The organism is Streptomyces sp. GSL17-111 (assembly GCF_037911585.1).
Taxonomy (GTDB): Bacteria; Actinomycetota; Actinomycetes; order Streptomycetales; family Streptomycetaceae; genus Streptomyces.
On the sequence record NZ_JBAJNS010000001.1, the window covers coordinates 4561999 to 4587337 of the forward strand.

The following is a 25339-nucleotide window of genomic DNA, read 5'->3' on the forward strand; positions in this document are numbered from 1 at the left end:
CGTGCCGCACGCCGCGTCAGCGCAGTTCAGCGGAATGGTAGGCCCCGGTTCCGACCGCCGCGAGGTTCTCCAGGCTGCGGGTGCCCGGCACGAAGTAGTCGGTGTGGCCGGTGGCCCCGTCCGTGCTGAGGCGGCGGGCTCCGAAGGCCGCGGACATCGGATCCGCCCCGTGACCGATACCCGCCACGTGCAGGTGCGGGACGTCGCCGATCCAGTCGTCCGGCGTCCGCATCGCCCACACCCGCACGTTCTCGCCCAGGTCCCGTGCCGACCCCGTGCGCACCCCGGGGCTGGCCGCGACCGCGAGGTCCGTGACCCGCTCGGGCAGAGCGCCGGCGGCCAGCCCGCACACCACCGAACCGTAGCTGTGGCACATCAGCGCGACCCCGCCCTCACCGGGTAGCGCGGCCAGCAGGTCGCGGAGCCGGGCGGCGCCCGCCCGGGCCAGGTCCCCGGTGGCGGTGTCCACGCTGAGACCGCGCGGCGCGGTGTAGTCGGCCCAGGCGATCGTGGCGCTCCGCACGGTGGGAGCGGAGCGCACCTGCTGCGCGTGGAGCGCTTCGGCCATGCCGGAGGGCGCCGCGTACTTCATGCGGGTGCGCTCGAACGTCAGCAGGTCGACGTCCGCCCCGGGCACGACGACGGAGATCCGCTCGGCGCTCTCCAGGTCCCCGAAGACCTCGGCCGCACGCCCGAGCCCGGTGGGGTCGAAGGCGAGGATCTGCCGACCCTCCTCGCCCAGGGAGAGGAAGCGGTTCATGCGCCGTCCCGCCAGGTGCCGTCCCGCCTCGCTGAACCGGGGGTCGACGCGGCGTTCCCGCTCCCGCCGCGCGGCCTCGGCCAGCGCCGTGCGGTTGGCCCGGTACCGCAGCGTCACCGGGACACCGCCCAGGTTCCCGACCACGAGGGGGTGCCGGTCGGCCAGCCGGTGCTGCTCCCGGGCGGAGAGCGAGGCGAAGAACGCGGCGACCCGGTCCGGCCGCGCCCCCGCGTCCGGCAGCTCACGTCCCGCGAACGTGTCCTGCTCCCAGGCGACGAGCGCCGCCACCCGCGCGTTCGGCGTGACGTCGTGGCTCTGCCGGGCGGTCCAGCCGGTCGTGGCCAGCAGCGCGAAGACGACGGCCACCGCCTTGAGGAAGCGGGGGAGGGTGAACGTCCCCGGCCCGCTCGGGCGGGGGCGGGGGGAAGTGTGCGGGTAGAGGCGGGAGAACAACGTCACAGGAGCCACACTGAGGAGGACGCCACCGCGCGATCATGTGTGCTGGTGATGTCCGTCACGTTCCGTCCGTGCGGGGGCGGGAGCTTCAGCTCCATCGCCGCACGCAGCGCTGCCGGGGCTGCGGCGTCTCCTCCGCAGGCGGACGCCAGGCGTCGAACAGGGCCGGGGACAGTGCCTCCAGGTAGCCCCGGGCCCCCTCGCGTGCCCCTTGTACCGTCAGGTCCTCGCCCTGGCCCCAACTCTGCATGGCCGTGCGCATGGTGGCGGAGAAGGAGGCGACCAGGACCTGTGGCCGGGGGTCGGCCCGCACGTCCAGCCCCTCCCGCTCGGCGATGATCAGCGCCAGCCGGTGCTCCATGTCCATCGCGTTGCGCATCTGGACGGCCGTCAGCGCGGGCGTGGTCTCGATCAGGTGCCACATCCGCATGTGGAGGTCGAGGGGGACGATCCTGGCGACGGCCTCGCCGATGCTGTTCCAGCTGTCCTCGACGGCGTTGCGGAGCGCGGTGATCGGACGCTCGTGCGGCGGGCGGGCCTTCAGGCTCTCCACGTACCGCTCCTGGATCATGACGTCGATGGCGAAGGCGGCCTCCTCCTTGCCCGCGAAGTAGCGGAAGAAGGTGCGCTGTGAGACGTCCGCGACGGCGGCGATGTCGTCGACCGTCGTGCGCTCGTACCCCCGTGACACGAACAGCTCGTTCGCCGCACGCACCAGTGCGTCCCGGGTGCGCTGCTTCTTGCGTTCGCGCAGTCCGGCCACGACCCACCTCCAGTGTGTTCGAGCTGCTCAGAGTACCTGCGAGCCTTCTGGCAGTCGCTGCCTCAGCGCAATGTCACCAAACTGGCACGGACTGCCATGTGCGGTGCCGCGTCGCGTCGTCTGTGGAGTACTCGCCGGTTGTGGACAACCGCGCCACCCCGGACGGTGATTCGGTCGGTTCGCTCTTGGCAGGCCGGCCTTCACCCGCACAAGCTGGTGACACAGCGTGACGACCCGGGCTTCGCGGGTCACCGATCAGGATGCTCGACCGCGCCGGACCGCCGGCAGAACGGGAAGACCATGCACACCTCCAGCACACCCGCGCCCACCTCCCGCGTGGCGCCGGAGCCCGCGAGGGCAGGGCACGCGAACGGCCCCCGCGCCGTGCCCGGTGGGCAGCGGTACGGGGGCCGGACGGCCGGAGCGAGCCGGCCGGCGGTCCTTCGGCCGGACCTACGCGTCACCGCCCGCGGGGCCCGGGTCGGCCGCCCGGACGTCGAGGAGCTGGTAGCGGTCGATCGCCTGCTTGAGCGCGGAGCGGTCCACCTGCCCCTCGCGGGCCAGCTCGGTCAGCACCGCCAGCACGATCGACTGGGCGTCGATGTGGAAGAAGCGGCGGGCCGCTCCCCGGGTGTCGGCGAACCCGAAGCCGTCCGCGCCGAGGGACTGGTAGGTGCCCGGCACCCAGCGGGCGATCTGGTCGGGCACCGCGCGCATCCAGTCCGAGACGGCCACCACGGGGCCCTCGGTCTCGCGCAGTGTGCGCGTCACGTAGGGCACGCGCTGCTCCTCCTCGGGGTGGAGCAGGTTGTGCTCCTCCGTCGCCACCGCCTCCCGGCGCAGCTCGTTCCAGGAGGTCGCCGACCACACGTCGGCGCGCACACCCCAGTCGTCCGCGAGGATCTGCTGGGCCTCCAGTGCCCAGCCCATCGCCACGCCCGAGGCGAGGATCTGGGCCCGCTGCTGCCCCCGCTCACCGGCCCGGTAGCGGTGCAGGCCGCGCAGGATGCCCTCGACGTCGACGCCCTCCGGCTCGGCGGGCTGCCGGATCGGCTCGTTGTAGACGGTGAGGTAGTAGAAGACGTCTTCGGCGTTCTCCCCGTACATCCGCCGCAGACCGTCCTTGACGATGTGCGCGATCTCGAAACCGAACGCGGGGTCGTAGGACACGCACGCCGGGTTCGTGGAGGCGAGGAGCTGCGAGTGCCCGTCGGCGTGCTGGAGCCCCTCACCGGTGAGTGTGGTGCGTCCGGCCGTGGCGCCCAGCACGAAGCCGCGCGCCAGCTGGTCGGCCATCTGCCAGAACTGGTCGCCGGTGCGCTGGAAACCGAACATCGAGTAGAAGACGTAGACCGGGATCAGGTGCTCGCTGTGCGTCGCGTAGGCGGAGCCGGCGGCGATGAGCGAGGCCGCGCAGCCCGCCTCCGAGATCCCGTCGTGCAGCATCTGCCCGGTGGGGGACTCCTTGTACGAGAGCAGCAGCTCCCGGTCCACCGACTCGTAGGCCTGGCCCAGCGGGTTGTAGATCTTGGCCGTCGGGAACAGCGAGTCCATGCCGAAGGTGCGGTACTCGTCCGGGGCGATCGGTACGAAACGCTTGCCGATCTCCTTGTCCTTCATCAGGTCCCGCAGAAGCCGGACGAACGCCATGGTGGTGGCGACCTGCTGGTTGCCGGAGCCCTTCTGGAGCGCCGCGTACGTCTCGTCCCCAGGCTGCGGCAGCGGCTCCGCGCGCACGACCCGGGTCGGCACATAGCCGCCCAGGCCCCTGCGGCGGTCGTGCATGTACTGGATCTCCTCGGAGTCGCGGCCCGGGTGGTAGTACGGCGGGAGGCCGGACTCCAGCTGCTGGTCGGGGATCGGGATGTGCAGCCGGTCGCGGAAGCGCTTGAGGTCGTCGACGGTGAGCTTCTTCATCTGGTGCGTGGCGTTGCGGCCCTCGAAGTTGGGCCCCAGCGTCCACCCCTTGATGGTCTGCGCCAGGATGACCGTCGGCTGGCCCTTGTGCTCGCGGGCGGCCTTGTAGGCCGCGTACACCTTGCGGTGGTCGTGGCCGCCGCGCCCCAGGTGGAGGAGCTGGTCGTCGGTCATGTCCTCGACCATGGCGCGCAGCCGGTGGTCGTCACCGAAGAAGTGGTCCCGGATGTAGGCGCCGGTCTCGGTGGCGTACGTCTGGAACTGCCCGTCCGGCGTCGTGTTCAGGCGGTTGACCAGGACGCCGTCCCGGTCCTGCGCCAGCAGCGGGTCCCAGGAGCGGTCCCAGATCAACTTGATGACGTTCCAGCCCGCCCCCCGGAACTGCGACTCCAGCTCCTGGATGATCTTCCCGTTGCCGCGCACCGGGCCGTCGAGCCGCTGCAGGTTGCAGTTGACGACGAACGTCAGGTTGTCCAGGCCCTCCCGGGCGGCCAGCGAGAGCTGACCGAGCGACTCCGGCTCGTCCATCTCGCCGTCGCCGAGGAAGGCGTACACGTGCGAGCGCGAGGTGTCGGCGATGCCGCGCGCCTCCATGTAGCGGTTCATCCGCGCCTGGTAGATCGCCCCGATCGGGCCGAGCCCCATGGAGACCGTCGGGAACTCCCAGAAGTCCGGCATCGAGCGCGGATGCGGATAGCTGGAGAGACCGTTCGGGTAGGCCGACTTCTCCTGCCGGAAGCCGTCGAGCTGCTCCTCGGTGAGCCGGTCCAGCAAGTAGGCGCGGGCGTAGATGCCCGGCGAGGCGTGCCCCTGGAAGAAGACCTGGTCGCCCCCGTCGCCCTCGTCCTTGCCCCGGAAGAAGTGGTTGAAGCCCACGTCGTAGAGGGAGGCCGAGGAGGCGAACGTGGCGATGTGGCCGCCCACCCCGATCCCGGGCCGCTGGGCACGCGAGACCATGACGGCCGCGTTCCAGCGCGTGGCGTTCAGTACCTTGCGCTCGATCTCCTCGTTGCCGGGGAAGAACGGCTCGTCCTTGGTGGCGATGGTGTTGACGTAGTCCGTGCTGCGCATCTCCGGCACGGCCACCCGCTTGGCGCGGGCGCGCTCGATGAGGCGGAGCATCAGATAGCGGGCACGTTCCCTGCCTCGCTCGTCGACGGCCGCGTCGAGCGAGTCGAGCCATTCCTGGGTCTCCTCGGGATCGAAATCCGGGACCTGGCTGGGAAGGCCGCCAATGATGATCGGGTTGCGATCGGATGCGGAAGCCACGCTGTTCCTTCGCTGCTCGGTAGTGCACTGCTGGTGTCGCGCCGACTCCATCGTCCACCGCAGGGCCGCCCGCGTCACCTCTACCCAGAGGTAACCCAGGCGTTCCCCGAGACGTCCGCGAGGACGGCGAGCGCGGGGCCGGCCGCACCGGTCGGCCAAATCGCAACCTTACGCCCACCCCGGTCCTGTCTCGCTTATGGGCGGGTAGGGCGACAATCGTGGCCCGCCGGGTCCACCCGGCCGCTCCACACGCGGGCGCCGCCCACACCCGCGGTGGGCGGGCCGCCACCGAGCGCCGCGCCGCGCATGCGCACTCTGCGGTGACACGTCACCGTTTGGGCAGTTCGGACGGCCGGGTACTTGCGCGATCCGCCCGGCACGTGTGGACTACGGCCAAGTACCTCGCGTACACGCGAGGGTCCCACTACGTTCGAACCATGACAGGAGGCAATCCGTGAGCGCGACCGCGGACCACGCGGAGGAGCGGACCAACCCCGCCGCAAGGCTGGGTTTCCAGCCCGGACAGGTGGTCCAGGAGCTCGGCAACGACGAGGACACCGAGCAGGCACTTCGCGAGGGCATCGAGGCCATCACGGGCACCGAGCTGGTCGACGAGGAGTACGACGACCTGGCCGACGCCGTGGTGCTGTGGTTCCGCGAGGACGACGGCGACCTGACGGACGCGCTGGTGGACGCCATCTCGCTGGTCGACGACGGGGCCCCGATCTGGCTGATGACGCCCAAGACGGGCCGGGACGGCTACGTCGAGGCGAGCGACATCGGCGAGGCGGCGCAGACCGCCGGGCTGCAGCAGACCAAGCCCATGAACATCGGCAGGGACTGGACCGGCAGCCGGCTGGTCACCCCGAAGACGAGCCGCGCGGCCAAGGGCTGAGCCCGGCCACCGGCACGTTCCCCTGCCCCGGACGGACGCGTACCGGCCGGGGCCGGGGCCTGCGGTGCGCGGAGCATTAGGGTGTGGCGAGGCACGTCCAACGTCGTTTCGTCGTCTCCCATCGGAGGATCGCACCCCATGCCCATCGTGGTCGGCACCAAGGCTCCGGACTTCCAGCTCAAGAACCAGCACGGCGAGGCGGTCGGTCTCGCCGACTTCCGGGGCCGCAAGAACGTCGTCCTGATGTTCTACCCCTTCGCGTTCACCGGCGTCTGCACCGGTGAGCTGTGCGCCCTGCGCGACCAGCTCCCGCAGTTCGTCAACGACGACGTCCAGCTGCTGGCCGTCTCGAACGACTCCCCCTTCGCCCTGCGCGTCTTCTCCGAGCAGGAGCAGCTCGGTTACCCGCTGCTGTCGGACTTCTGGCCGCACGGCCAGGTCTCCCGTGCCTACGACGTCTTCGACGAGGAGAAGGGCTGCGCGGTGCGCGGGACCTTCATCATCGACAAGGAGGGCGTCGTCCGCTGGACCGTGGTCAACGGTCTGCCCGACGCTCGCGACCTGCAGGAATACGTCCGCGCCCTCGAGGCGCTGTGACGCCTGCCTGACCGTGCCCGCCCCGCCGCCCCACCCTGTGTCACGTCCGCGGGCGGAACGTGACGAGGGAACCGGTGGCGGGGGCCGGGGCGTTGTTCAGGACGGCACCCTTCCGACCGAACTGATCACGGCCGGGAGCGCGCTGCTCCCGGCGCCACACACCTGGAGGACTTGTGGGAGTCAGCCTCAGCAAGGGCGGCAACGTCTCGCTGACCAAGGAAGCCCCGAACCTGACGGCAGTCCTGGTGGGCCTGGGCTGGGACGCCCGCACCACGACCGGTGCCGACTTCGACCTGGACGCCAGCGCCCTGCTGGCGAGCGGCCAGGGCAAGGTCCTCAGCGACCAGCACTTCGTCTTCTTCAACAACCTCAAGAGCCCCGACGGCTCCGTGGAGCACACCGGTGACAACACCACCGGTGAGGGCGACGGCGACGACGAGGCGATCAAAGTCAACCTGGCCGGTGTCCCGGCGGAGGTGGAGAAGATCGTCTTCCCCGTCTCCATCTACGAGGCCGAGACCCGCCAGCAGAGCTTCGGCCAGGTGCGCAACGCCTACATCCGGGTGGTGAACCAGGCGGACGGCCGGGAGCTGGCCCGGTACGACCTCACCGAGGACGCGTCGACGGAGACCGCGATGGTCTTCGGCGAGCTCTACCGGCACGGGGGCGAGTGGAAGTTCCGCGCCATCGGCCAGGGCTACGCCTCCGGGCTGCGCGGCATCGCGCAGGACTTCGGCGTCAACGTCTGAGATCCGTCGGGCTCACGGGCCCTGTCATGGGCGGGCACCACGCGCCGCGGTGCCCGCCCTACACTTCGGCGTGAACGTCACGTGGTCCGCGCCGCGGGCCGTGGGCCGGCCGCGCGGGCAGCGCGGAGGAGCTCCGTGCGACAGATTGGGTAAGCAGTGGTCCTCAGAACCTTCGGATGGTCCTTCGGCGTGACAGCCGCGGGCCTGGCCTTCGCGGCGTTCTTCTGGGGCTGGGAGGGCTTCGCCGTGGTGGCGATCCTCTCGATCCTCGAGATCTCGCTCTCGTTCGACAACGCCGTCGTCAACGCCGGTGTGCTGAAGAAGATGAACGCCTTCTGGCAGAAGATCTTCCTCACGATCGGCATTCTCATCGCCGTCTTCGGCATGCGGCTGATCTTCCCGGTGGCGATCGTGGCCATCACGGCGGGTGTCGGACCGATCGAGGCCGTCGACCTGGCGATGAGCGAGCCCGACACCTACGAGCAGATGGTCACCGACGCCCATCCCTCGATCGCGGCGTTCGGCGGCATGTTCCTGCTGATGATCTTCCTCAACTTCATGTTCGAGGACCGTGAGCACAAGTGGCTGCCGTGGCTGGAGCGTCCGCTCGCCAAGCTGAGCGGCGTCAACGCCCTGTCGGTCTGCATCGCTCTCATCGCGCTGCTGGTCTCCGCGATGGCCCTGGCCCCGCACGCCCACCAGTACGGCGGGCACGCGGACAAGACGACGACCGTGCTGCTGTCGGGTGTGGCGGGTCTGATCACCTACCTGGTCGTCGGAGGCCTCTCCGGCTTCTTCGAGCACAAGCTGGAGGAGGAAGAGGAGCGCGAGCACGTCGCCGAGGAGGCGGCGGCCCGGTCGGGTCAGCAGGTCACGGCCCTCGGGGTCGGCGGCAAGGCGGCCTTCTTCCTCTTCCTCTACCTGGAGGTGCTCGACGCGTCGTTCTCCTTCGACGGCGTCATCGGCGCGTTCGCGATCACCAACCACATCTTCTGGATGGCGCTCGGCCTGGGCATCGGTGCGATGTACGTCCGGTCGATCACCGTCTACCTGGTGCGCCAGGGCACGCTGGACGACTACGTCTACCTGGAGCACGGCGCCCACTACGCGATCGGTGCGCTGGCGGCGATCCTGCTCGTCACCATCCGCTTCGAGATCCACGAGGTGATCACCGGGTTGCTCGGAGTCACCCTCATCGGTCTCGCGTTCTGGTCCTCGCTGCGCTACAACCGGCTGCACCGAGGAGACCGTGACGGAGGTGAGGGGGGAAGCCCCTCCGAGGAGAAGCGCGTCACCTCGGGAGTATGAACAACGGGTGAAGCGGGGTGTCGCGACGCCCCGATTGCGGAAGCCTTCTGAACGGGGCGGCCGTCCGTGCCGGACGGCCGCCCCGTGGCGTTGTCCGAGCGGACCGGGGAATGGGGGCAGGGCATGGTCTCTCTGTGGGAGCACTGGCGCAGCGGCAACAGGAACCGCGGGCCGCGGTTCGACACGGTGGGCGGTCCGTCGAGTTACGCGGTGGAGCTGACCAAGCGGTACCCGCAGGTGTCGCTCACGCAGGAGGGTGCCCACACCGGCACGTTGCGCGTCAACCTCTCCTGGCGCATGCGCCCCTCGGATCTCTACGACCGGCCGCGCCGTCGGATCTCCCTGCGAAACCCGCTGGAGATGCTCAAGCCCGAGCCGGTGAACGCCCACACGCAGGGCATGGTCAACGTCGACCTGGACCTGGCCTGCATGTACGAGCTGAAGGACGGCTCTAAGGGCGTCGTCCAGCCGCTCGGCGGCCTGGTGGGCGACATGCACGACCCGCCCTACGTGAAGCTCAGCGGCGACGACCGGTTCGGCAGTGGTTCCGGGGAGACGATCTACGTCAACCTCGACCACGCCGACGAGATCAAGCGGCTGCTGTTCTTCGTCTACATCTACGACGGCACGCCCGCGTTCGACCGCACGCACGCCATCGTGACGCTGGTGCCCAGCAGTGGACCGCACGTGGAGGTCGGGCTCGACGAACGGGCGCCCGAGGCCCGTTCCTGTGCCGTGCTCATGATCGAGCACGACAAGAACGGCAACCTCGTCGCACGGCGGGAAGTGCGGTACGTCTACGGCTTCCAGGCCGACCTGGACCGGCTCTACGGCTGGGGCATGGCCTGGGGGCGGGGCTACAAGTCCCCGTCCCGGCGCTGACGGCAGCCGGTACCGGCCGCGACCCGTCAGCGCGGGCCCCGTCAGCGCGGGCCCCGTCAGCGCGGGCCCCGTCAGCCCCGGGGGGACGCGAACTGCGGCCCCTGCGGCGGCAGGGTGAACGTCGGCCCGCCCACCGGTTGGGGATATCCGTACGCGGGTTGCGGCCCGGCCAGCGGGTGCTGGGCCGGTACCGGCGGGTAGGCCGGTGGTTCCGGCGGCGCGGGCGGGGGCTGCGGTACGGGCCCCGGCCCCGGCGGCTCCGGCTCGGGGACGGGCCCCGGCGCGGGCGGGGGCGGCCCGGGGGCCGGCGGAGGGACGGGCTCGGGCTCCGGCACCCCCGGCTCGTGCGGCGGTTCCGGCACCGTGCCCGGCCCGGGCCCGCCCACGGGGTCCGCGCCGGACGCACGCGGCGGCGGGACGTGGGTGGCGGCCCCGTCGGCGTTCCCCTCGTCGACCGAGACGCCGAACGCCGTCGCGAGCCCCACCAGTCCGCTGCTGTAGCCCTGCCCGAGGGCGCGGAACTTCCAACCCGACCCGCGTCGGTAGAGCTCACCGCAGATCATCGCCGTCTCGGCGCCGGTCTCCGGACTGAAGTCGAACGACGCGAGCGTCGTCCCGCTCACCGCGTCCCGTACGAGCAGCCGCATACCGCCGCCGACCTCGCCGAACGTCCCGCCGTCGGCGGAGGCGGTGAGCATGACGCGGTCGACCGTCGGGTCGAGGGAGGACAGGTCCGCCTCGACGGTGTCGGTGAGGCCGTCGGCGTCGCGGGTCTTCGCCCGGTGCCGCACCAGCCCGGAGGGGTGCCGTGGCTGGTTGTAGAAGACGAAGTCGTCGTCCGAACGCACCCGGCCGTCCGCGCCGAGCAGCAGCGCGGAGGCGTCGATGTCCAGTGCGGTCGGGGCGCCCGACCAGCGGAGCACCGCCTGCACCGCGGTGGCCCGCAGCTCGATGTTGGAGCCCTTCGCCATCACCTGGGTCATACGGCCATCCTGCCGAGCCCCCGACCGGCAGGGCAAGCCGGGCGTGCCGGTGGCGGGCCCGGCCTGCCCTGCCGGTCGGGCCCTCGGCGTGGCGCCCCCCCGACAGCGGTGCGGTGGCCCGGATACCGGGAGGTCGGTCGCCGGTAAGGTGACGTTCATGTGCGCGGGGGCTTCGGACCGGCGTTCGCACGTACGATGAGCCGGCCGGGTTTCACCGCGACGGCCCGGCGCGCACCAGTGATACGGGGGTTCCATGCGCCACTTCGGGCACCTCGCACCGTCCGTCCGGGAAGCGCTCTTTCACCAGGAGCCCGTGGAGTTCACCTCCGCGTCCCCCGCGAATCTCCTCGCCGTCGCCCTCGGCGCGACGCTCTACAGTCCCGCCACCCGGCCGCACCTCGCGCGGGACGTGGTGAAGCTGGCCGACCGTGGCGTCGTCTCCATGGTCCTGTGCCTGGAGGACTCCATCGCCGATGCCGAGGTGCCGGCCGCCGAGGCCAACCTGGTGCGCCAGCTCACCGCGCTGCACGAGGGCGGCCACGACGCCGACGCGGAGCTGCCGCTGCTGTTCGTGCGGGTCCGGGAGGCCGAGCAGATCACCCGGCTGACCACGCGGCTCGGCGACGCGGTGCGGCTGCTCTCCGGTTACGTGCTGCCGAAGTTCACCGAGGACCGGGGCATGCCGTTCCTCGAAGCCCTCGCCCGCGCGGAGAGTGACTGCGGGCGACGACTGTTCGCCATGCCGGTCCTGGAGTCGCCCGAGGTGCTCCACCTGGAGACCCGCGCCGAGACGCTGGCCGGTATCGCCCGTTCCGTCGACAAGTACCGCGACCGCGTCCTCGCGCTGCGGCTGGGCGTCACCGACTTCTGCTCCGTCTACGGGCTGCGTAGGACGCCGCACATCACGGCGTACGACGTCGGCCTGGTCGCCACCGTCATCGCCGACGTCGTCAACGTCCTCGGCCGCAACGACGGCACCGGCTGTACCGTCACCGGCCCGGTGTGGGAGTACTTCCGCTTCTCGGAGCGGATGTTCAAGCCGCAGCTGCGCAGTTCCCCGTTCCGCTGGCGGGGCGCGGACGAGCTGCGCGCCGAGCTGATCGAGCACGACATGGACGGTCTGCTGCGCGAGATCCAGCTCGACCGCGCCAACGGTCTGCAGGGCAAGACCTGCATACACCCCTCCCACGTGGCCCCGGTGCACGCCCTCTCCGTGGTGACGCACGAGGAGTTCAGCGACGCCACCGACATCCTGCGGCCCGAGCGGCACGGCGGCGGGGTCCTGCGTTCGGCGTACACGAACAAGATGAACGAGGTCAAACCCCATCGGGCGTGGGCCGAGCGCACCCTGCTGCGGGCCGAGGTCTTCGGAGTCGCCCGCGAGGGCGTCGACTTCGTGGACCTCCTCGCCGCAGGCCAGCACGACCACGACCACCGGGGCACGGAAGAGGACGGAACGCACGCGTGATGTGGACAGGTACCTGGACGGCCGAGCGGCTCGGCGTCGAGCTGAGGGGTGAGGGCATCCGGGACCTGCTCGGCCTCGCCGTGCGCCGCAACCCCAAGCGGGCCCACCTGCTGGTCTCCCGCGTGCTCGGCAAGCACGTCCCGCAGCTGCCCGGCGTCGTCCTGGCCACGGCGCTCGGGCTCGGCCACCGCGTCCGCGAACTGCTCGGCGAGGAGGACGCCGCGCGCGCCGTCGTCCTCGGCTACGCGGAGACGGCGACGGGCCTCGGCCACTGCGTCGCCGACGGCGTCGGACGCGCCCCGTACCTGCACTCCACCCGCCGTCCCGTGCCCGGGTACGCCCAGGCCGCCGGGTTCGAGGAGGAGCACTCCCACCACACCTCCCACCTGCTGCTCCCCGCCGACCGGCGGCTGCTGGCCGGCGCCGGGCCGCTCGTCCTCGTCGACGACGAGTTCTCCACCGGCACCACCGTCCGCAACACCATCGCCGCACTGCACCGCGCCTACCCGCGCGAGCGATACGTCGTCGTCGCCCTCACCGACATGCGCTCACCGCAGGACACGGCGACGCTGGAGAAGTTCGCCGCCGAACTCGGCGCGCGCGTGGACGTCGTGGCCCTCGCGGACGGCACGCTGACGCTCCCGCCCGACGTCCTGGAGCGGGCGGCGGCCCTCATCGCCGAGGCCGAGGCGGCCGGTGACCCCGCCGGGACGGCCGCCGCGACCGACGCCGCGACCGACGCCGCGACCGACGGCGGCCCCGACGCGGGCGCCGCCGAGATCGTCCCCGTGGAGCTTCCCTGGCCCGCCGGGCTGCCCGAAGGCGGCCGACACGGCTTCACCCCCGAGCACCGCGCCCGGCTGGAGGCGGTCCTGCCCGCCCTGGCCGACCCCGTCGCCGCCGCGCTGCCGAAGGACGCACGCCGCGTCCTGGTGCTCGGCACCGAGGAACTGATGTACGTGCCGCTGCGCATCGCCGACGCCCTCACCGGCGCCACCGGCGCGGAGGTCCGCTACTCCACCACCACCCGCTCGCCCGTGCTCGCCGTCGACGATCCCGGCTACGCCATCCGGCACCGCATTGTCTTCCCCGCCCACGACACCCCCTCCGACGGCCCCGGGCCCCGCTACGCGTACAACATCCCCCCGCGCGACCACCCCCGCGACCCCGGGTTCGACGCCATCGTCGTCATCACCGACTCCGCCGCCGACACCCCCGCCCTGCACGCCCCCGACGGTCTCCTCGCCCGGCTCGCGACCCGCACCGGACGCGTCGTCCGGGCGACGCTGCCCTCGCCCGACCCCCTCCCGCGGCCCCTGCGCGGCCCGCACTTCTCCTCCTACCCGGCCGAGGACTGCGGCTGGCTCCTCCAGGACCTCTCCGCCGTCTCCCTCGAAGCCCCCACCGAGGAGCGGGAGGAGGCCATCCAGCGCGGCGGCGCCCACTACGCGGAGTCGCTGCCCGTCGAGTACCAGCCCAGCCCCGAGTACCAGCGCCTCTTCCACACCGCGCTGGACCTCTCCGCCGCCCGCGTCGCCCGCGCCGTGGGCACCGTCACCGAAACCGTCCTGGCCGAGCGCGGCCCGCGCCCCGTCCTGGTCTCCCTCGCCCGGGCCGGCACGCCCGTCGGCGTCCTCATGCGCCGCTGGGCCCGGCACGCCCACGGCCTCGACCTGCCCCACTACGCCGTCTCCATCGTGCGCGGCCGGGGCATCGACACCACCGCGCTGCGCTGGCTCGCCGCCCACCACGACCCGGCCGACGTCGTCTTCGTCGACGGCTGGACGGGCAAGGGCGCCATCACGCGCGAACTGGCCGACGCCCTGCGCCCCTTCCCCGGCTTCGACCCCGACCTGGCCGTCCTCGCCGACCCGGGTGGCTGTGTGCGCACCTACGGCACGCGCGAGGACTACCTCATCCCGTCGGCCTGCCTGAACTCCACCGTGTCCGGGCTGATCTCCCGCACCGTCCTGCGCGCCGACCTCGTCGGGCCCGGCGACTTCCACGGCGCCAAGCACTACCGGGAGCTCGCCGGGAGCGACCTGTCCGCGCACTTTCTCGACTCCGTCGCCGCGCACTTCCCCGACGTCGCGGCCGACGCCGCCGCCGACGCCCGTGCCCTGCGCACCGCCGACCGCACCCCCACCTGGGACGGCTGGCGGGCGGTCGAGCGCATCAGCGACGAGTACGGCATCGGCGACGTCAACCTCGTCAAGCCCGGCGTCGGCGAGACCACCCGCGTCCTGCTGCGCCGCGTGCCCTGGCGCATCCTGGCCCGGCGCGGAGCGGGCACCGACCTCGACCACGTCCGGCTGCTCGCCCAGCAGCGCGGCGTGCCCGTCGAGGAGACCGACGACCTGCCCTACACCTGCGTCGGGCTCATCCACCCGCGCTACACCAGGGGCGCCACCGGCGCCGACGGAAAGGCCGCCCGATGACGCCCACCGGACCCCTGCTCGTCGCCAGCGACCTCGACCGCACCCTCATCTACTCCGCCGCCGCGCTCCACCTCGACGTGCCGGACGCCGAGGCACCCCGGCTGCTGTGCGTCGAGGTCTACCAGGGCAAGCCGCTGTCCTACCTCACCGAACGCGCCGCCGCGCTGCTCCCCGAGCTGGCCGCGCGCAGCGTCCTCGTCCCCACCACCACGCGCACCCGCGAGCAGTACCGGCGCATCCACCTGCCGGGCCCGCCCGCACCGTTCGCCATCTGCGCCAACGGCGGCCACCTCCTGGTGGACGGCCGCACCGACCACGACTGGCACCGCGCCGTCCTGGCCCGGCTCGACGACGCCTGCGCCCCGCTGGCCGAGGTCCGGGAGCACCTGCGTCGCGCGTCCGACCCGGCCTGGCTGCTGAAGGAGCGCACCGCCGAGGACCTCTTCGCCTACCTCGTCGTGGACCGGACCCTGCTGCCGGAGGCGTGGATCAAGGACCTGGCGGCCTGGGCCGAGCCGCTCGGCTGGGCGATCTCCGTCCAGGGCCGCAAGGTCTACGCCGTGCCACGGCCGCTCACCAAGAGCGCCGCCGTCGCCGAGGTCGTCCGCCGGACCGGCGCCCGCCGGACCCTCGCCGCCGGGGACTCCCTCCTCGACGCCGACCTCCTGCTCGCCGCCGACGCGGGCTGGCGTCCCGGCCACGGCGAACTGGCCGACACCGGCTGGACCGCCCCGCACATCACGGCGCTGCCCGACGTCGGGGTCGGCGCGGGGGAGCGCATCCTCGACGAGGCCCTGCGCTGCGCCGGGGTGTAAGGCCGACCCGCCGACCCGCCGCCGACCCGCCGCCGACCCGCCGGCCCCTGACCCGCCGACCCGGCGGTCAGCCGCAGCAACCGCCCCCGCAGCATCCGCCACCGCCGCCGCCCTGGGCGGCGGGCGCGGGTGCGGCCCTCGTGCCGCCCACCGCCACCGCCGACAGCAGTTTCACCGTGTCCCCGTGTCCCTGCGGACAGGACGCGGGCGCACCGGACTCCGCCATCGGGCGGCTGACCTCGAACGACGTGCCGCACTCGCGGCAACGGAACTCATATCTCGGCATACCCCGCAGGATAGCCGCGGGTCAGCGCTGCCCGCCCCGGCTCTCCCGGATGTCCCGCACCACGGCGGACACCGTCTCCCGGATCGCGTCCAGCTCCGTCAGGAAGTGCCAGTAGTCCGGGTGTCGGCCGCCGCCCTCCAGGCCCGCCACCGCCCGTTCCAGCCGGGCCACCGCCTCGTCCAGCGGCGCGGCGTGCCGGGGGTCGGGCGTGCTGCGACCCGCCATGGCCAGCTTCTGCGCGTCCCGGACGGCGAACCGGGCCCGCTCGGTCTCCCGCTCATGGCTGAACGCCACCTCGTTCAGCCGGTCCAGCCGCTCCCCGGCCGCCGAGACCGCGCTGTCCCCGCTGTTCAGCGACGCCCGGACCGTCGCCAGGAGCGCCGTCGCGTCCGGCCAGCGCTGCGCCCGCCGGGCCTCCTGCGCCTCGCGCAGCTTCTCCTCGGCCTGCCGGGACGCCTCCAGCGCCTGCGCCGGCACGTGCTGGAGATCCTCCCAGCACGCGGCACTGAAGCGCCGCCGCAGCTCGCTCAGCACCGGTTCCACCGTCTCGGCCCGCGTGGCCAGCGCCTGGGCCCGGGTCCGCAGGCTGGCCAGCCTGCGGTCGATCTCGGCGGCCTGCTCGGGCAGCCGACGCGCCTCCTCCCGCACCGCCTCGGCCCGCCGCTGGACGTCCTCCGCCCGGCGGATCGTCTCCGGGACGCCGTGCCGGGCCGCGCCCTCGTTCAGCCGGGTCAGCTCCGGGGCGAGCGCGGCCAGCCGGGCCGCCTGCTCCTGCGCCGCGAAACCGGCCTCCCGCGCGGCGTCCAGCGCCTGTGTCGCCCCCAGCAGCGCCTGCCGTCCCCGTTCGACGGCCGGTGCCACCTGCGCCAGTTGGGCCTCCGCGTGCTGGAGCAGCGGGGCCAGCCCGTGCTCGAACCGCGCCAGGTCCGCACGGGTCCGCTCCAGCTCCCCTCTGACCCGTTCCAGGTCCCGCAGCGCCTGCTGGGCCGCCCCCGGCTCCAGCCCCTCCCGGTCCAGGTCGTGCGCGTCCACCGCCTGGATGTAGTCGTGGCTCACCGCGTCGATCCGCTGCCCGAACTCCGCGAACCGCTCCACCGTCCGCCGCCCGGGCCCCGACGCGTCCACGGCGCCGATCGTCTCCACCGAGATGCGCACGTCACGCTGAGCGGTGTCCAGTGCGTAGAAGGCCGCCGCTGCGGCGTCCTTCGCAGCCTGCGCCTCGGCCCGCAGCTGCTCCGCGCGTCCGCCGCCCCAGCCCCACCGCCGCGTCCCGCCGCCCCCGCTCATCGCCGCCACACAATCCCCTCCGGGTGTCCGCCTCTGGCCGCCACCATTGTTCCACCGCACCCCGCCCGGCACGCAGGCCACGGCACCACCGACCGCCCGCTATCCTTTACCCTCGTCGTGCGCCCACCCCCGGGTGCGCGTGTCCGGGCGCATAGCTCAGCGGTAGAGCGCTGCCCTTACAAGGCAGATGTCGGCGGTTCGAACCCGTCTGCGCCCACCACCCCGAAGACCCCCGGCCGAGGACAGTCGGGGGTCTTGCCCATCCGTGCCGACGCCGGGGATCGCGGTACGGCTCAGTGCGTCCGGGTCGCGAGGGCGGCGAACAGCGCGGCGCCGCCGCCCAGCACCACGAGCTGCACGGCGGCGTAGGCGCCCCGGCCGAAGGCGATCAGCGCGCCTGCGGTGACGACCGCGCTCCCGGCGAGGTACCACATGAACTCCCGGGCCAGCCGGGGTGCTTCCGGCGGGTGGCCTTCGTTCCAGCCGTCGCCCCACCCCGTCCACAGGTAGCCCCACAGCAGGCAGCCGACCACGAACAGGTCGGCCAGCAGGAGCAGAACGACGGCGGCGGCCTTCTGGCCGGTCGACGGTTCGTGCACACCCCACCCCCGGTCGTGATGCCGACGGACGGCCGCCCCGCCCCGCCCCGCAGTCTGTCCGCGGCCCCGGCCGACCCGCATGAGTACGCGTACTCAGGTGGGCGCACGGCGGGGGAGGCGCGGCCAGCGCCCGGTGCCGCGCACGCCGGGGCGGGCCGGTGACGTGCGTGGCCGCTCGTGCTTCCCGGCGACTCCGTGTCGTCCTCCGTGCGCCTGTCGGAGGGGCTCCGCCGAGTCCGACCATGGCCGTGTCACAGCGGACTGACGAAGGGCGGACCGGAGCACATGGCGACCAGGCAGTCCACGTGCGGAGCGTGGACGAAGAAGGGCACCCGCTGTCGGAATCGCGCGATGGTCGGTGCCTCGCGCTGTCACGAGCACCGCGGCGCGTGGTCCTCGTACACGATCCAGAAGCGCAAGGCCAAGGAGGGGAAGCGCCGGCGGCAGTAGCCCGCGTGGGCCGGTCCGCCGAGGACGTGCCTCACCGCCCGGCGCGGCGCCGGCCGGGGGCACCGCGCTGGGCGGGCGCACATCCCCGGAGCTCCGATGCAGGGCACGGACGCCTTGTGCTCCCGCCGTGGGTCGGGCGTATGTTGTTGAGCGTTGCTCAACAGGAGGAGGGATGGCCGTGCGGGCGGTACGGATCGTGGAGCTGGAAGGACCGGAGGCCGTGGAGGTGGGCGAGGCGGCGGAGCCCACCGACCCCGACGCCGTCGTGGTGGACGTGCACGCGGCGGGCGTCGCGTTCCCCGACGTGCTGCTCTCGCGCGGGCAGTACCAGTACCGGCCGGAGCTGCCGTTCGTGCCGGGCAGTGAGGTGGCCGGGGTGGTGCGGAGCGCACCGGAGGGCTCCGGTTTCGACGCGGGGGACCGCGTCGTGGGGCTGACCGGGTTCGGCGGGGGCATGGCCGAGGTCGCGGCCGTCCCGCCGTCGATGACGTTCCGGCTGCCGGACAACGTCTCGTTCGAGGCGGGCGCCGGGCTGCTGTTCAACGACCTCACCGTGCACTTCGCGCTGGGCCGGCGCGGCGGGCTGCGGGAGGGCGAGACGGTGCTGGTGCACGGGGCGGCCGGGGGCATCGGGACGTCGGCGCTGCGGCTGGCGGGGCCGATGGGTGCCGCGCGGGTCGTCGCCGTGGTGAGCACGGAGGAGAAGGGCGAGGTCGCGAAGGCGGCCGGGGCGACGGACGTCGTCCTCACCGACGGCTGGCGGGACCGGGTGAAGGAGCTGACCGGCGGCCGAGGCGTGGACATCGTCGTCGACCCGGTGGGCGGGGACCGGTTCACCGACAGCCTCCGTTCCCTCGCCCCGGCCGGACGCGTGCTCGTCGTCGGCTTCACCGGCGGCGAGATTCCGACGGTCAAGGTCAACCGGCTGCTGCTCAACAACGTGGACGTGCGCGGCGTGGGCTGGGGGGCCTGGTGGCTGTCGGACCCCGAGTACCTGGCCGAGCAGTGGGCCGCCTACGAACCGCTGCTGGCGTCCGGGGCCGTGCCGGTGCCCGAGCCGGTGCTGCACCCGCTGGACGGGGCGGCCGAGGCCATCGCCTCGCTCGAGCGGCGCACGGCGCTGGGCAAGGTCGTCCTGAAGGTCAGGTGACCGGTGGGGGAGCGGGCGGCCCCGGTGGGAGCCCCCGCAGCTTCCTAGAATGAGGCCCATGCCCGACTCCCCCTCCCCGCCGGCCCCAGCCCGGGCCCGGCTCAGCGCCGAGGACCGGCGCCGTCAGCTCGTCGGCATCGGGCTGCGGATGCTGACCGAACGGCCGATCCACGACCTGTCGATCGACGAGATCGCGGCCGAGGCGGGCATCTCGCGCGGGCTGCTGTTCCACTACTTCGCCACCAAGCGGGACTTCTACGTGGCGGTGGTGCGGGCCGCCGCGCGGCGCATCCTGCGGGCGGCGCGGCCGGACGCGGAGGCGTCGCGGGCGGTGCAGCTGACGCAGTCCCTGGACGGCTACCTCGGCTTCCTGGAGCGCCGCCGGGAGCCGTACCTGGCCCTGCTGCGGGGGTCGGCCGGGGGCGCGGACTACGTCAGTGAGATCTACGAGGAGATCCGCGGCGACTTCGTGGCGCGGGCGGCGGCCTCGCTGGGCGCCCTCGAGACGACGCCCCGCACGGAGCTCGCGCTGCGGGGCTGGTTCAGCTTCGTGGAGGACACGGCCCTGGCCTGGGCGAAGGAGCCTACCGTCCCGCGTGCTGAGCTGGTGCTGATCCTGGCACGCGCGCTGCCCGCGCTCGTCACCACGGCGGAGCCGGGGCTGGCCGCCGACCTGTCCCCGGAGCTGCTCGCGCACCTGGGCCTGGACGGGTCGCGGGGCGCGCCCTGAGCGTCAGCGGTGGGGGTCGGCGCGCGCGAAGGGCGCGGGCCCGGCCAGCCTGATCTCCTCCAGCACGGCCGCCTGCCGCTCGGCCCGCTCCTGAAGCGTCCGCAGCTCGGAACGGTCCAGCCCGAGCGGGTCGGCGACGCCGAGCAGGGTGCGCCACAGGCCGAGCTTGCCGTGCACGCCCAGGGAGAGGCCCTCCAGTTCCAGCAGCGGGCTGAGCGGTGAGCGGTGGACCAGGGCGTGGTTCGGCTTCAGGCGTCCGGCGCGTTCGGCGAGCCGTGCCGCCAGCACCTTGGAGCGGCTCGGGCGGACGCCGAGGCGGCGCATGAGGCGCAGCAGGCTCGCGCGGTCCTCGGCGATCTCCTCCGCGAGGTGCGCCAGGGCCTCCTCGGCCGGTGCGCCCCGGTGGTTCCGGGCGACGCGCCGGGCCAGCTCCTGGCCGCCGGTGGCCCCGGCGAGGTGGTCGTTGAGGTAGACGCCGAGCAGGGCGTGGCCCGGGGGACGGCGGCGGGTCGGCGTACCGGGCGAGGGGTGGCGGGACGTTCGGGGCATGCGGTGCGGGTGCCCCGCCGCCGGGCCGGTGAACCGGCGGCCGCCTGGACGCGGACCGTCGGACGGTCGGGTCCGGTGCCGGTCAGCCCCGGCCGCCGTCGGCCGTGACGTCCAGGTGTCCGGTGCCCGGCCGGTCCCGGCGCCGGTCCCGGTCCCCTCCCCGGCCGCGTCCGGCGCCGGCCCACAGGGCGGCGGCCCCGGCGGCGAGGGCGCCGAGGGTGGCGACGAGCAGGGCGCGGAGGTGCAGGCCCGCGCCGTCGCCGCCGGCCGCGTCGTCGTCCTCCCCGGCCGTGCCCGTGCCGCCGTCGGGAGGGGTGAGCGGCGTGTCCAGGCAGCCGGTGAACGGTGCGCGCAGGGTGTCGCTGCCCCGGCCCGTGAGCGAGGCGGCGACGACGGTGCCGGTCACCCGCCCGTCCGGGTCGAGTTCGACGGCGGCGTTCGGGGCGAGGACGGAGCCGGGCCAGTGGGCGCCGGCGGGCTGGGTGACGGCGGTAGCGTCGGGGAAGTTCCACAGCAGCCGGCCGGCCGCCCGGCGCCCGTCCCCGCCGCTCCCGGCGGCGTCCCCGGTGTCGTCCGGGCCGTCTCCCTCGCCGCCGTCACCGCCGGCACCGTCGTCCTCGCTGTCCCCGGCGGAGGTCTCGACGCGGGCCGCGCCGTTCTCGTACACGGGGCCGGAGACGTTGACGACCGTCGTGGCGCCCTCCGGGACCACGATCAGGACCTTGTGCGCCGACTCCAGCCGGCTCGCGCTGACCGGGAACACGTTGAGGTCCTCGTCCTCGCCCAGCAGCCGCACGACGGTCGCGCCGTCGTTCGTGGTGCGTGCGACGCTGCCGCGCGCGGGCAGCGCGTCGAGCCGCTCGGACAGGGCCCGCAGCGAGCGGAACTCGGCGGGGAAGTCGACGGGGGAGCCGCCCTCGGTCGCCTCCAGCCCGGCCTTCACCACCGGCGGACGGCCGTCGAGCCCGCCGTACACGGCCGTGCCGCGCTCCAGGACCGTGAACGTCGAGCTTCCGGCGGACCCGTTGCGCAGGGTGCCGCCCACCACGAGCGTGGTGTCCTCCGGCACGGAGTCGGCGGGGGCGGGCTGGCCCGCGATGCTGAAGCCACGGGTGAAGTCGGCGTCACCGCCGACGGCGACGGCCCCCTCGCTCTCGCCGAACCGGTCGGAGTCGCCGAGGACGAACTCGGTGAAGCTGCCGGCGGCTCCGAGCTGGGGGCCGCAGGCGGGAGCGGCGACGGCGGGGGCGGGCGTCGCGAGGAGCAGACCGCTGCCGGCCAGTAAGGCGGCGAGCGCGGCAGCGCGTGGGGGGAGGGGCCGCATGCGACGCATGATCGCCACCCCGGGACCGGCGGGTCAAGCGGTGGCGGCGTCCTGCGAGGACCGTGATGAAGCCGTCATGAACGGTCCGCTCCGGGAGCGCCCGGGGCGGACCGGGGCGGACCCGGGCCGGGCCCGTCCGGCGGGCTCCGCGCCCGGCGGGATACTGGTGGCATGCCGATCTCCTCCGCGCCCGCGTCGTCCCCCCGCCCCGAGCCCGGCCCCGGCTGGACCGTCGCCGAGGAGCCGGTGTCGGCGGCCTCGTCCCGCGTGCTGCTCGACGCCTACGCGCGGGAGGTGGGCGCCGCGATCGGTGTGCCGCCCGCCGACCTGACCGGCACGGGGTCCGACCTCACCCCGCCGAACGGGGTCTTCCTCGTCGCCCGGGTGGGCGGGGAGCCGGTGGCCTGCGCGGGCGTGCGCGGGCTGGACGGGGACACGGCGGAGCTCAAGCGCATGTACGTCGCCTCCGCCGCGCGCGGCCGGGGCGTGGGGAAGGCGTTGCTGGACGCGGCCGAGGAGGCCGCCCGGCGACTGGGCGCGACGCGCCTGGTGCTGGACACCCGCGCCGAGCTGGTGGCGGCCCGACGGCTGTACGAGCGGCGTGGCTACGCGGAGGTGCCGCCGTACAACGCGAACGACATGGCCGGTCACTGGTACGCGAAGCCGCTGGGCTGAGCCGTCAGCCGGGTGGTGCGAGCGGCCCGCGCGGCGCGGGGTGGCGGTCGTCGTCCCTGTGCGGTGTCTCGGACTCGGAGCCGCCGAGATCCCGGGAGAGCTCGTGGACGAGGTCGGTGAGGTCGCGGGGGCGGTCGGGCGTCCACCAGTCCCCGAGCAGCGTGGCCAGGGCGTTCTCCCGGGCGTGCGCGAGCCGCTCGGCGACGGCGTGGCCGACCGGGGTGAGGGTGAGGTCCAGCCCTTCGCGCACCGCCAGCCGGCGCTCCTCGGCCTGCCGGGCACCGGCGAAGATGACGCCCCGGTCCAGCCCCATCCGGTCGGCCAGCAGCGCGGGTTCCACGCCGCCGTCCCGGTGCATGCGCAGGATGAGCCAGCCCGCGGCCGGGCGCAGGTCGAGCCCGGCGTCGGCGATGAGCCGGACGTAGAGGTCCTTGCGGCCCTCGCGGCTGCCCAGCACGCTGAGCGCGCGGCACAGCTCGTCGTGCGAGGAGCGTTCGACGGGGTTGAGCCCGAGCGTCTCGCTGGTGTCGGGTACCTGGACGCCGGCCCGCAGCGGCGTCTCCTTGAGCAGGCAGGCGAGCACGAAGGCGACGACCATGACGGGGACGGCCCACAGGAAGACGTCGGTGATCGAGTCCGAGTAGGCCTCCAGGGCTCCGGCGCGTTCCCCCGGAGCGAGCCGCCCGACGCCGCGCGGGTCCTCCGAGAGGCTTTCCGGGGTGACGCCGGGCGGCAGGGCGGCGTCCGCGAGCGACTCCTCCAGGCGGGGCACGAGCAGCGCGGCGAAGACGGCGCCGAAGACGGAGACGCCGACCGCCGCGCCGATGGAGCGGAAGAACGTCGCGCCCGAGGTGGCCACGCCCAGGTCCTCGTAGCGCACGGAGTTCTGCGCCACGAGCACGATGACCTGGAGGACGAGGCCGAGCCCGAGGCCGAAGACGAGGAAGTACAGGCTCATCTCCCCGTCTCCGCTGTCCACCCCGAGGTTGTGCAGGAGCAGGAGGCCGACGGCGGCGACGGCGGTGCCGAGGACCGGGTAGATCTTCCACCGGCCGGTGCGGGTGATGAGCTGCCCGGAGAGGGTCGAGGTGAGCAGCATACCCAGCACCATCGGGAGCATGTGGACGCCGGAGAGCGTCGGGGAGATGCCGTGCACGACCTGGAGGAACGTCGGCAGGTAGGTCAGCGCGCCGAACATCGCGAAGCCGATGACGAAGCCGATGACCGCGCAGAGGGTGAACGTCCGGTTGCGGAAGAGGCTCAGCGGCAGCACGGGTTCGGCGGCCCGCCGCTCGACGCGCACGAACCACAGGAGCAGCAGGGCGGCGAGCACCGCGAGCCCGACGATCTCGGGGGAGCCCCACGCCCAGGTCGTGCCGCCGAGTGAGGTGGTCAGGACGATGGCGGCGGCCACGGCGGCGATGAGCGCGGTGCCGAGGTAGTCGATGCGGTGCCGCTCCCGCAGCCGGGGCAGGTGGAGGACGGCCGCGATGACGAGGAGGGTGAGGGCGCCCAGCGGCAGGTTGATGTAGAAGACCCAGCGCCAGCTGAGGTGGTCGACGAAGAGGCCGCCGAGCAGCGGTCCGAGGACGCTGGTGACGCCGAAGACCGCGCCGAACAGTCCCTGGTACCGGCCGCGTTCGCGGGGCGGGACGAGGTCCCCGACGATGGCCATCGACAGCGCCATCAGCCCGCCGCCGCCCAGGCCCTGGAGGGCGCGGAAGCCGATCAGCTGACCCATGTCCTGGGCGACGCCGCAGAGGGCGGAGCCGATCAGGAAGATGACGATGGCCCCCTGGAAGAGCCGCTTGCGGCCGTACTGGTCGCCGAGCTTTCCCCACAGCGGGGTGGCGGCCGTCGCGGCGAGGAGGTAGGCGGTGACGACCCAGGAGAGGTGGTCCATGCCGCCCAGCTCGCTGACGATCGTCGGCAGGGCGGTGGCCACGATCGTCTGGTCGAGGGCGGCGAGCAGCATGCCCATGAGCAGGGCGCTCAGGGCCAGGTAGAGCGTGCGCTTGTCCTGGCGGGTGGCGGGCCCGGAGGGCGGCGCGTGCGTCATGGGTCCATGGTGGGTGTCCGCTTCCGTCCCGTCCTGTCGAGGCGACGCCGGCTGCGGGGCCCGCCGGGAAGCGGGGGACGGCACGGGGTGGCGCGAGGCCCCGCTTGTTTTGTATGGTGCAGAAACAAAGTGGTTCCGCCCGTGCCCGTGGTGACTGTGTGGTCACGGGGCCCCTGACCGGCGGGCGGAGCCACTCCTTTCGTTCCCTGGAGCCGCCATGCCCGGTACCTCTCCCGGCCTCCGGCTCACGGCCCGCGCGCTGCTGCTCGACATGGACGGCACGCTCGTCGACTCCGACGCCGTCGTCGAACGCGTCTGGAGCGAGTGGTCCGTGCGGCACGGCCTCGACCCGCGTGACGTGCTGCCCGTCGTGCACGGCCGGCAGGGCTGGGCGACGATGGCCGAGCTGCTGCCGGACCGCCCCCTGGCGGAGCACCACGCGGACAACCGCGCCCTCCTCGCCGAGGAGACGGCCGACACCGTCGGCGTCGTCCCGATCCCCGGCGCGGCGCGTTTCCTGGACGCCGTGCGGGACGTCCCGCACGCGCTGGTGACCTCGGCCGACGCGGCCCTGGCCGAGGCCCGCATGGCCGCCGCCGGGCTGCGCGTGCCCGGGTTGCGGATCACGGCCGAGTCCGTCGGCCTGAGCAAGCCCGATCCGGAGGGCTTCCTGAAGGCCGCCGCCGCCCTCGGTGTCGCCCCCGCCGACTGCCTCGTGTTCGAGGACTCCGCCGCGGGCGTCGAGGCGGGCCGGGCCGCCGGCATGCGGGTCGTCGGCGTCGGCCCGCGCGCGGGGGCGTTCGCGCCCACCGCGCACGTGGCCACGCTGGAGGCGGTGCGGGTCGACGTCCTGCCCGACGGCGCCGTCCGGCTGTGCCTGGCTCCGGCCGGGGGGTGACGGCGGCCCGCGCATGACGCCCGCCCCGCCCG

Annotated in this window: 22 protein-coding genes and 1 tRNA gene; 13 read left to right on the forward strand and 10 right to left on the reverse strand. The window is 73.6% G+C overall.

The genetic code is table 11. The annotated features are described in order from the left end of the window. Nucleotides 1-16: 16 nt before the first annotated feature. The 3 genes from V6D49_RS20365 to aceE form a co-directional block, all read right to left on the reverse strand. A complete protein-coding gene (locus V6D49_RS20365) occupies nucleotides 17-1219 on the reverse strand; it encodes an alpha/beta hydrolase (RefSeq protein WP_340561728.1) in 1203 nt (400 codons plus the stop codon). An 85-nt stretch (nucleotides 1220-1304) separates the two neighbouring features. Beyond that, the gene (locus V6D49_RS20370; protein WP_340561730.1) at nucleotides 1305-1979 is read right to left on the reverse strand and encodes a TetR family transcriptional regulator; all 675 of its coding nucleotides are present in this window, start codon (nucleotides 1977-1979) and stop codon (nucleotides 1305-1307) included. 453 nt (nucleotides 1980-2432) lie between these two features. Beyond that, entirely contained in the window at nucleotides 2433-5165 is a 2733-nt protein-coding gene (gene aceE / locus V6D49_RS20375; RefSeq protein ID WP_340561732.1) for a pyruvate dehydrogenase (acetyl-transferring), homodimeric type, read from the reverse strand. 454 nt (nucleotides 5166-5619) lie between these two features. On the opposite strand from aceE, the gene V6D49_RS20380 reads away from it, so the two are divergent. The 5 genes from V6D49_RS20380 to V6D49_RS20400 all read left to right on the forward strand — a co-directional run bounded on the left by V6D49_RS20380 (nucleotide 5620) and on the right by V6D49_RS20400 (nucleotide 9596). Then, the gene (locus V6D49_RS20380) at nucleotides 5620-6060 is read left to right on the forward strand and encodes a DUF3052 domain-containing protein (protein WP_191207827.1); all 441 of its coding nucleotides are present in this window, start codon (nucleotides 5620-5622) and stop codon (nucleotides 6058-6060) included. A 138-nt stretch (nucleotides 6061-6198) separates the two neighbouring features. After that, nucleotides 6199-6657 carry a peroxiredoxin gene (locus V6D49_RS20385; protein ID WP_191207826.1) on the forward strand — a complete coding sequence of 153 codons (459 nt, stop codon included), beginning with the start codon at nucleotides 6199-6201 and terminating at the stop codon, nucleotides 6655-6657. 173 nt (nucleotides 6658-6830) lie between these two features. After that, nucleotides 6831-7406, forward strand: coding sequence for a TerD family protein (locus V6D49_RS20390; RefSeq protein ID WP_340561733.1), 576 nt, complete (start codon nucleotides 6831-6833; stop codon nucleotides 7404-7406). A gap of 156 nt (nucleotides 7407-7562) precedes the next feature. After that, complete coding sequence (locus tag V6D49_RS20395; protein ID WP_340561734.1) at nucleotides 7563-8714, forward strand: DUF475 domain-containing protein; 1152 nt, start codon at nucleotides 7563-7565, stop codon at nucleotides 8712-8714. A gap of 123 nt (nucleotides 8715-8837) precedes the next feature. Continuing rightward, the gene (locus tag V6D49_RS20400) at nucleotides 8838-9596 is read left to right on the forward strand and encodes a Tellurium resistance (RefSeq protein ID WP_340561736.1); all 759 of its coding nucleotides are present in this window, start codon (nucleotides 8838-8840) and stop codon (nucleotides 9594-9596) included. Nucleotides 9597-9667: 71 nt separating this feature from the next. Here V6D49_RS20400 and V6D49_RS20405 read toward each other — a convergent pair whose 3' ends face one another. After that, nucleotides 9668-10579 (reverse strand): TerD family protein, encoded by a 912-nt coding sequence (locus V6D49_RS20405; RefSeq protein ID WP_340561737.1) that lies wholly within the window; start codon nucleotides 10577-10579, stop codon nucleotides 9668-9670. 253 nt (nucleotides 10580-10832) lie between these two features. Here V6D49_RS20405 and V6D49_RS20410 point away from each other — a divergent pair, with 253 nt between their 5' ends. Genes V6D49_RS20410 through V6D49_RS20420 form a run of 3 tightly spaced genes read left to right on the forward strand, consistent with a single transcriptional unit; the run spans nucleotide 10833 to nucleotide 15300 of the window. After that, nucleotides 10833-12047: an HpcH/HpaI aldolase/citrate lyase family protein gene (locus V6D49_RS20410; RefSeq protein WP_340561739.1), complete on the forward strand. Its 1215-nt coding sequence runs from the start codon at nucleotides 10833-10835 to the stop codon at nucleotides 12045-12047. Beyond that, a complete protein-coding gene (locus V6D49_RS20415) occupies nucleotides 12047-14485 on the forward strand; it encodes a phosphoribosyltransferase (protein WP_340561741.1) in 2439 nt (812 codons plus the stop codon). The genes V6D49_RS20410 and V6D49_RS20415 overlap by 1 nt, the downstream gene beginning before the upstream one ends. Continuing rightward, on the forward strand, nucleotides 14482-15300 hold the full coding sequence (locus V6D49_RS20420; RefSeq protein WP_340561743.1) for an HAD family hydrolase: 819 nt from the start codon (nucleotides 14482-14484) through the stop codon (nucleotides 15298-15300). The genes V6D49_RS20415 and V6D49_RS20420 overlap by 4 nt, the downstream gene beginning before the upstream one ends. Nucleotides 15301-15367: 67 nt before the next feature. On the opposite strand, the gene V6D49_RS20425 is transcribed toward V6D49_RS20420, so the two are convergent. Beyond that, entirely contained in the window at nucleotides 15368-15586 is a 219-nt protein-coding gene (locus V6D49_RS20425; protein ID WP_340561744.1) for an FmdB family zinc ribbon protein, read from the reverse strand. Nucleotides 15587-15607: 21 nt separating this feature from the next. After that, nucleotides 15608-16873, reverse strand: a complete 1266-nt coding sequence (locus tag V6D49_RS20430) for a hypothetical protein (protein WP_340564172.1) — start codon at nucleotides 16871-16873, stop codon at nucleotides 15608-15610. A 145-nt stretch (nucleotides 16874-17018) separates the two neighbouring features. On the opposite strand from V6D49_RS20430, the gene V6D49_RS20435 reads away from it, so the two are divergent. Beyond that, a tRNA-Val gene (locus V6D49_RS20435) sits at nucleotides 17019-17093 on the forward strand. A 73-nt stretch (nucleotides 17094-17166) separates the two neighbouring features. Here V6D49_RS20435 and V6D49_RS20440 read toward each other — a convergent pair. Then, entirely contained in the window at nucleotides 17167-17472 is a 306-nt protein-coding gene (locus V6D49_RS20440; protein WP_340561745.1) for a hypothetical protein, read from the reverse strand. Nucleotides 17473-18094: 622 nt separating this feature from the next. Here V6D49_RS20440 and V6D49_RS20445 point away from each other — a divergent pair. After that, the gene (locus tag V6D49_RS20445; RefSeq protein WP_340561747.1) at nucleotides 18095-19072 is read left to right on the forward strand and encodes an NADPH:quinone oxidoreductase family protein; all 978 of its coding nucleotides are present in this window, start codon (nucleotides 18095-18097) and stop codon (nucleotides 19070-19072) included. Nucleotides 19073-19130: 58 nt separating this feature from the next. Continuing rightward, nucleotides 19131-19802: a TetR/AcrR family transcriptional regulator gene (locus V6D49_RS20450; protein WP_340561748.1), complete on the forward strand. Its 672-nt coding sequence runs from the start codon at nucleotides 19131-19133 to the stop codon at nucleotides 19800-19802. 3 nt (nucleotides 19803-19805) lie between these two features. On the opposite strand, the gene V6D49_RS20455 is transcribed toward V6D49_RS20450, so the two are convergent. Both V6D49_RS20455 and V6D49_RS20460 read right to left on the reverse strand, forming a co-directional pair. Then, nucleotides 19806-20351 (reverse strand): hypothetical protein, encoded by a 546-nt coding sequence (locus V6D49_RS20455; protein WP_340561750.1) that lies wholly within the window; start codon nucleotides 20349-20351, stop codon nucleotides 19806-19808. Nucleotides 20352-20433: 82 nt separating this feature from the next. After that, a complete protein-coding gene (locus tag V6D49_RS20460) occupies nucleotides 20434-21675 on the reverse strand; it encodes a choice-of-anchor A family protein (protein WP_340561752.1) in 1242 nt (413 codons plus the stop codon). A 171-nt stretch (nucleotides 21676-21846) separates the two neighbouring features. Here V6D49_RS20460 and V6D49_RS20465 point away from each other — a divergent pair, with 171 nt between their 5' ends. Further along, nucleotides 21847-22350: a GNAT family N-acetyltransferase gene (locus tag V6D49_RS20465; RefSeq protein WP_340561754.1), complete on the forward strand. Its 504-nt coding sequence runs from the start codon at nucleotides 21847-21849 to the stop codon at nucleotides 22348-22350. A 4-nt stretch (nucleotides 22351-22354) separates the two neighbouring features. On the opposite strand, the gene V6D49_RS20470 is transcribed toward V6D49_RS20465, so the two are convergent. Beyond that, the gene (locus tag V6D49_RS20470; protein ID WP_340561755.1) at nucleotides 22355-24409 is read right to left on the reverse strand and encodes an MDR family MFS transporter; all 2055 of its coding nucleotides are present in this window, start codon (nucleotides 24407-24409) and stop codon (nucleotides 22355-22357) included. Between the two features lie 217 nt (nucleotides 24410-24626). On the opposite strand from V6D49_RS20470, the gene V6D49_RS20475 reads away from it, so the two are divergent. Then, complete coding sequence (locus tag V6D49_RS20475) at nucleotides 24627-25307, forward strand: HAD-IA family hydrolase (RefSeq protein ID WP_340561757.1); 681 nt, start codon at nucleotides 24627-24629, stop codon at nucleotides 25305-25307. The last annotated feature ends 32 nt before the right edge of the window (nucleotides 25308-25339 follow it).

Bases quoted from the DNA above. Each gene is read 5' to 3' on its own strand.
- V6D49_RS20385 (WP_191207826.1), top strand. From the start codon at position 6,199: ATGCCCATCGTGGTCGGCACCAAGGCTCCGGACTTCCAGCTCAAGAAC.
- V6D49_RS20400 (WP_340561736.1), top strand. From the start codon at position 8,838: ATGGTCTCTCTGTGGGAGCACTGGCGCAGCGGCAACAGGAACCGCGGG.
- V6D49_RS20405 (WP_340561737.1), bottom strand. From the start codon at position 10,579: ATGACCCAGGTGATGGCGAAGGGCTCCAACATCGAGCTGCGGGCCACC.
- V6D49_RS20410 (WP_340561739.1), top strand. From the start codon at position 10,833: ATGCGCCACTTCGGGCACCTCGCACCGTCCGTCCGGGAAGCGCTCTTT.
- V6D49_RS20415 (WP_340561741.1), top strand. From the start codon at position 12,047: ATGTGGACAGGTACCTGGACGGCCGAGCGGCTCGGCGTCGAGCTGAGG.
- V6D49_RS20420 (WP_340561743.1), top strand. From the start codon at position 14,482: ATGACGCCCACCGGACCCCTGCTCGTCGCCAGCGACCTCGACCGCACC.
- V6D49_RS20425 (WP_340561744.1), bottom strand. From the start codon at position 15,586: ATGCCGAGATATGAGTTCCGTTGCCGCGAGTGCGGCACGTCGTTCGAG.
- V6D49_RS20430 (WP_340564172.1), bottom strand. From the start codon at position 16,873: ATGAGCGGGGGCGGCGGGACGCGGCGGTGGGGCTGGGGCGGCGGACGC.
- V6D49_RS20445 (WP_340561747.1), top strand. From the start codon at position 18,095: ATGGCCGTGCGGGCGGTACGGATCGTGGAGCTGGAAGGACCGGAGGCC.
- V6D49_RS20450 (WP_340561748.1), top strand. From the start codon at position 19,131: ATGCCCGACTCCCCCTCCCCGCCGGCCCCAGCCCGGGCCCGGCTCAGC.
- V6D49_RS20455 (WP_340561750.1), bottom strand. From the start codon at position 20,351: ATGCCCCGAACGTCCCGCCACCCCTCGCCCGGTACGCCGACCCGCCGC.
- V6D49_RS20460 (WP_340561752.1), bottom strand. From the start codon at position 21,675: ATGCGGCCCCTCCCCCCACGCGCTGCCGCGCTCGCCGCCTTACTGGCC.
- V6D49_RS20465 (WP_340561754.1), top strand. From the start codon at position 21,847: ATGCCGATCTCCTCCGCGCCCGCGTCGTCCCCCCGCCCCGAGCCCGGC.
- V6D49_RS20470 (WP_340561755.1), bottom strand. From the start codon at position 24,409: ATGACGCACGCGCCGCCCTCCGGGCCCGCCACCCGCCAGGACAAGCGC.
- V6D49_RS20475 (WP_340561757.1), top strand. From the start codon at position 24,627: ATGCCCGGTACCTCTCCCGGCCTCCGGCTCACGGCCCGCGCGCTGCTG.